General features: G+C 71.1%; 4 protein-coding genes and 1 pseudogene. 1 reads left to right on the top strand and 4 read right to left on the bottom strand.

Annotated elements, in window-relative coordinates:
* Positions 1-192 precede the first annotated feature (192 nt).
* Positions 193-666, bottom strand: coding sequence for a type II 3-dehydroquinate dehydratase (gene aroQ, locus UW392_RS07150; RefSeq protein WP_320774024.1), 474 nt, complete (start codon positions 664-666; stop codon positions 193-195).
* 162 nt (positions 667-828) lie between these two features.
* On the opposite strand from aroQ, the gene UW392_RS07155 reads away from it, so the two are divergent.
* A complete protein-coding gene (locus UW392_RS07155; protein ID WP_320774027.1) occupies positions 829-2,097 on the top strand; it encodes an MFS transporter in 1,269 nt (422 codons plus the stop codon).
* A 52-nt stretch (positions 2,098-2,149) separates the two neighbouring features.
* Here the strand turns inward: UW392_RS07155 and UW392_RS07160 are convergent, their stop codons facing one another.
* From UW392_RS07160 to UW392_RS07170, 3 genes and pseudogenes are all read right to left on the bottom strand, one after another.
* Positions 2,150-3,250 carry an ionic transporter y4hA gene (locus UW392_RS07160; RefSeq protein ID WP_320774025.1) on the bottom strand — a complete coding sequence of 367 codons (1,101 nt, stop codon included), beginning with the start codon at positions 3,248-3,250 and terminating at the stop codon, positions 2,150-2,152.
* A 151-nt stretch (positions 3,251-3,401) separates the two neighbouring features.
* The gene (locus UW392_RS07165) at positions 3,402-4,409 is read right to left on the bottom strand and encodes a TerC family protein (RefSeq protein ID WP_320774026.1); all 1,008 of its coding nucleotides are present in this window, start codon (positions 4,407-4,409) and stop codon (positions 3,402-3,404) included.
* A 318-nt stretch (positions 4,410-4,727) separates the two neighbouring features.
* Positions 4,728-5,194, bottom strand: a pseudogene (locus tag UW392_RS07170) (export associated protein); the annotation flags it as partial.

Raw genomic sequence — 5,194 nt, forward strand, 5'->3', positions numbered from 1 at the left:
GAGACGAAGCTCTTCGACGTGCTCCCGGACGAGACGTGGGTCTACCCGGGCCACGGCGGCGACACGACGCTGGGTGCGGAGCGCCCGCAGCTGCCGGAGTGGCGCGCGCGGGGCTGGTGAACGCCTGCGCGTACCGGACCGGTCGAGGAGTCCAGCCGGCGCACGCGCGCGGCGTGCGCGCCATCGCGGGGCTCAGGCGTCGGCCCGGCCCGCTCCGGCCAGGGCGGCGACGCGCTCCACGGCGAACACGTACCCCTGCACCCCGCACCCGGCGATGACCCCGTCGGCGCGGAGCGAGACGTACGAGTGGTGGCGGAACTCCTCGCGCCGGTGGATGTTGGAGATGTGCACCTCCAGCACGGGCAGGCCGTCGCAGGCGTTGAGCGCGTCCAGGATCGCCACCGACGTGTGCGAGTAGGCACCGGGATTGATGACGATGCCGGCGTGGTGCAGCCGCGCCTCGTGGATCCAGTCGACCAGTGCGCCCTCGTGGTTGGACTGCCGCAGGTCGACCGTGCCGCCGTACGCGGCCGCCGCCTCCGCGCACATCGCCTCGACGTCGGCGAGCGTGTCGGAGCCGTAGATCTCGGGCTGCCGCTGTCCCAGGAGGTTCAGGTTGGGCCCGTTGAGAATCATGATCGGGGCGTCGGCGAGGGAGCGGGCCACGGTTCCTCCGGTGCGGTCGGCTGGTCGGCGCGTGCGGGCCACTACGCGCGGAACCGGTCTATCACGGTGCGCCGACACCGCTCCCGCGCGCCCCCGTAACCGACGGTCACGCAGGGTAGCTTTCGCCCCATGCATCCTGCACACTCCGTGACGAGACCGTCCATGCTGCGGCTCGCGGGCGCCTCGCTCGCCGGGACGGCCATCGAGTTCTACGACTTCTTCGTGTACGGCACCGCCGCCGCGCTGGTCCTCGGCCCGCTGTTCTTCCCGACGTTCTCGCCGGCGGCGGGCACGCTCGCGGCCTTCGCGACCTTCGGCGCCGGGTTCGTGGCCCGGCCGCTGGGCTCGGTGCTCTTCGGGCACGTCGGGGACCGGCACGGGCGGCGGCCGGTCCTGGTCGTGTCCCTGCTGCTGACCGGCGGGGCGACCGTCGCCGTCGGCTGTGTACCGACGTACGACGCGATCGGGCTCACCGCTCCCGCGCTCCTCCTCGTCCTGCGGTTCCTGCAGGGGCTGGGGCTCGGCGGGGAGTGGGGCGGCGCCGTGCTGCTGACGGCGGAGCACGCGCCGGCCGAGCGGCGCGGACTGTGGTCGAGCTTCCCGCAGATCGGCCCCGCGGTGGGATTCCTGCTGGCCAACGGCGTGATGCTGGTCCTCTCGGCGACGCTGTCGGACGCGCAGTTCGCGTCCTGGGGCTGGCGGGTGCCCTTCTGGGCGGCGGGCGTGCTCGCCGTGGCCGGTCTGTGGCTGCGCTCCTCGCTCACCGAGAGTCCGCAGTTCCTCCAGATCGACGAGCCCGCGCGCGTGCCGCTCGCCGAGGTGGTGCGCGGCCACTGGCGGCTGGTGCTGCTGACGGCCGGGGCGCTCTCCGCCGGGTACGCCGTGTTCTACACGGTGACCACGTGGTCCCTCGCCCACGCCACCGAACACCTCGGGGTGAGCCGCACCGTCATGCTGGTGTGCATCATGGCCGCCGTGGTGGTGAAGGGGTCGCTGACGCCCGTGATGGCGCTCCTGGGTGACCGCTACGGCCGGCGGCCGCTGTGCCTGGCCGGCAGCGCGGTGCTGGCCCTGTGGATGTTCCCGCTGATGGGTCTGCTGGCGACCGGTGAGCCGCTGCTGATGTTCCTCGGCTTCCTGGTGGCGATGCTCGCGTTCATCACCGTGTTCGCCGTGATCGCCGCGTACCTGCCGGAGCTGTACGAGCCCCGGGTGCGCTGCACGGGCGCCGCCGTGGGCTACAACCTGGGCGGGGTGCTCGGCGGGGCGCTGACGCCGATCGTGGCGACGGCCCTGGCCCAGGGCGAACGGGTGCCCTGGGCCGTGGCCGCGTACATGACGGGCGTGGCGCTGCTGAGCCTGGGGTGCTTCGCGCTGCTGCCGGAGACCCGGCCGGCCCGGACGGTGGCGGCGGAGGCCACGACGGGGTAGGACGGTGGCGGCGGGCCGGGCACGGCGCGGGCGGCGTAGGGCCGCGAGCGCGCTACGGATTGGCCGCGAGCTCCAGGAACGCCAGGAACAGCACCAGGTGCACACCGCCCTGGAGCGGTGTGGCCCGCCCCGGCGCCACCGTGAGGGCGCTCACCACGACCGTCAACGCGAGCAGCACCATGTGGGTGGCATCGAGGCCGAGGACGAGCGGTCCGGGCAGCCAGACGGAGGCGAGGGCCACCGCGGGAATGGTCAGGCCGATGCTGGCCATCGCGGAACCCAGGCCGAGATTCAGACTGGTCTGCACCCGGTCCTTGCGGGCCGCGCGCACCGCCGCGATGGTCTCGGGGAGCAGGACGAGCAGGGCGATGACCACACCGACGACGGCGTGCGGCAGCCCGGCCGCCGAGACGCCCGACTCGATGGTCGGCGAGACGCCCTTGGCGAGGCCGACCACCCCCACGAGGGCGAGCCCGAGCAGGCCGAGGCTCACCATGGCGGTGCGGGTGGTCGGCGCTTCGGCGTGGTCGTCCTCGGTGCACGCCTTGCCCTCCGGGGTGACCGGCAGGAAGTAGTCGCGGTGGCGCACGGTCTGCGTGGTCACGAAGAGCCCGTACAGGAGCAGCGAGGCCAGCGCGGCGAAGATGAGCTGGAACGTGGTGAACTCGGGGCCCGGCGCGCTGGTGGTGAAGGTGGGGACGACCAGGCAGAGCGTGGCGAGTGTGGCGACCGTGGCGAGGGCGGCGCCGGTGCCCTCGGAGTTGAACACCGCGACTCTGTGGCGCAGGGAGGCGACGAGCAGGCTGAGGCCCACGATGCCGTTGCAGGTGATCATCACCGCCGCGAAGACCGTGTCGCGGGCGAGGGTCGCGCTCTTGTCCCCGCCGTCGAGCATCAGCGTGACGATCAGGGCCACCTCGATGATCGTGACGGCGACGGCGAGAACGAGGGAACCGTAGGGTTCCCCCACGCGGTGCGCGACGACCTCGGCGTGGTGCACGGCGGCCAGGACGGCCGCCGCGAGCACCAGCGTGACCAGGCCCACCACCAGCCCCGGCAGATCACGGCCCCAGGTGAAGACCAGCAGGATGACTGCGGCCACCGGCGCGACCGTCGTCCATTGCAGCGAGAGTGAACCAAGGCGAGCGACCATGTGATGATCTTCGCACGGATGGCCGGATCTTCGCATTCCCGCCCCCTGGGGGCACTTCCTCCCATATGGGCACGAACGAGCACCGGAAGCGGTGGCCGGCTGGTGCCGCTACCGCTCCCGGTGCCGGGATCGTTCCAGGAGGAGGAAGGCGTCAGGCCTCGACGCTGTCCTTGTCCTGCGAGGAGGTGCCGGTCCCCTTCTGCGCCGCCTCCGCCTCCGCCTGCTTCTTCGAGGCGATCAGGCTGGTGATCGTGGTGACGATCAGGACACCGCAGATCACGCCGAGCGAGACCGGGATGGAGATCTCCGGGACGTGGACGCCGGACTCGTGCAGCGCGTGCAGCACCAGCTTGATGCCGATGAAGCCGAGGATGACGGACAGGCCGTACGAGAGGTGGACCAGCTTCTTCAGCAGGCCGCCGATGAGGAAGTACAGCTGGCGCAGACCCATGAGGGCGAACGCGTTGGCCGTGAAGACGATGTACGGGTCCTGGGTCAGGCCGAAGATCGCCGGAATCGAGTCGAGCGCGAAGAGGATGTCGGTGCTGCCGATCGCGAGCATCACGATCAGCATCGGCGTCATGACGCGCTTGCCGTTCTGCTCGATGAACAGCTTGGTGCCGTGGTACCGGTCAGCCACACCGAAGCGGCGCTCGGCGGCCTTGAGGAGCTTGTTCTCCTCCCACTCCTCTTCCTCCTCGTCGGCGCGCGCCTCCTTGATGAGCTTCCAGGCGGTGTAGATGAGGAAGGCACCGAAGATGTAGAAGACCCACGAGAAGTTGGCGATGATCGCGGCGCCCGCGGCGATGAAGATCGCGCGGAGCACGAGGGCTATCAGGACGCCGATGAGCAGGACGCGCTGCTGGTACTGCGAGGGCACCGCGAACTTGGTCATGATCAGGACGAAGACGAAGAGGTTGTCGACACTCAGCGACTTCTCGGTGATGTAACCGGCGAAGAACTCCCCGGACGCCTGGCCGTCACCGAAGACGGCGAGACCGAGCCCGAAGAGCGCGGCGAGGATGATCCAGACGATCGTCCAGATGCCGGCTTCCTTGATGGATACGTCGTGGGGCTTGCGGCCGATGAAGAAATCGGCTCCGATCAGGGCGATGAGGCCCACGATCGTCAGAACCCAAAGGGTCGTGGAAACTTCCACTGCTGCGCCTCCGGCAGTACTAAACGGCAATGTCAGCGTCGTCGCTACCGGAGGTCTCTTCCACCCGGGGCACCGGTGGCGCGGATGCGCTGGTACCGCCGGGCCGACGCCCCGGGATCCACCTCGATCGCTCGAGCCTGGTCCGTACTGACGGGCACGCCGCAGGGCAGGGAGTACTCCCCTCCGTTAAAGAGACAGTACCCGAAACACCAAGGAAAGGTAAAGGGCATAGTAAAGGGGCGGCCAAGTGTGCTGATCAGTGATCAGCGCGGGCCGGGGCGCGGCCCGTCCCGCGTGCCCCGTACGGCTCCGCGGTCGTCAGGACCGGCGGGCCGCGGCGACCCGGCCGAGGACCTGCCGCAGGACCTGGCTGCCGGGCGGCACCGACGCGGGTTCGTACGTCCAGGCGTGGCCCACCCACGGGTCGGCGAGGTGGTCGTCCGGCCCGGGTGTGAGGCGCAGCAGCGCGCGCCACAGCGGGTCGAGCAGCGGCCCGTACCCGGAGGCGTCCCGGCGGTCGGCGACCATCAGCAGGTGCACCCCCACGGCCGGGCCCTCGTCGGCGAGGTAGCGCAGCCGGGTCACGGCCCGGTCGTCGAAGGCGTGCGGGAAGTCGTGGACGATGAGCAGCTGCTCCGAGGTGTCGAAGCCGGGCGGCAGGGCGTCGGGCGCACCGCCGCGCAGCGCCATCTGCACCAGGTCGACGCGCTGGGTGAGCCGGCCCAGTACGTCGGCCACGCCCGCGGCGCCGGCGGCGGGCGCGGCGGCGAGCAGCCCGTCGGCGG

It is taken from the genome of Streptomyces sp. CRN 30, assembly GCF_034105845.1.

Bases quoted from the DNA above. Each gene is read 5' to 3' on its own strand.
- UW392_RS07155 (WP_320774027.1), top strand. From the start codon at position 829: ATGCTGCGGCTCGCGGGCGCCTCGCTCGCCGGGACGGCCATCGAGTTC.
- UW392_RS07160 (WP_320774025.1), bottom strand. From the start codon at position 3,250: ATGGTCGCTCGCCTTGGTTCACTCTCGCTGCAATGGACGACGGTCGCG.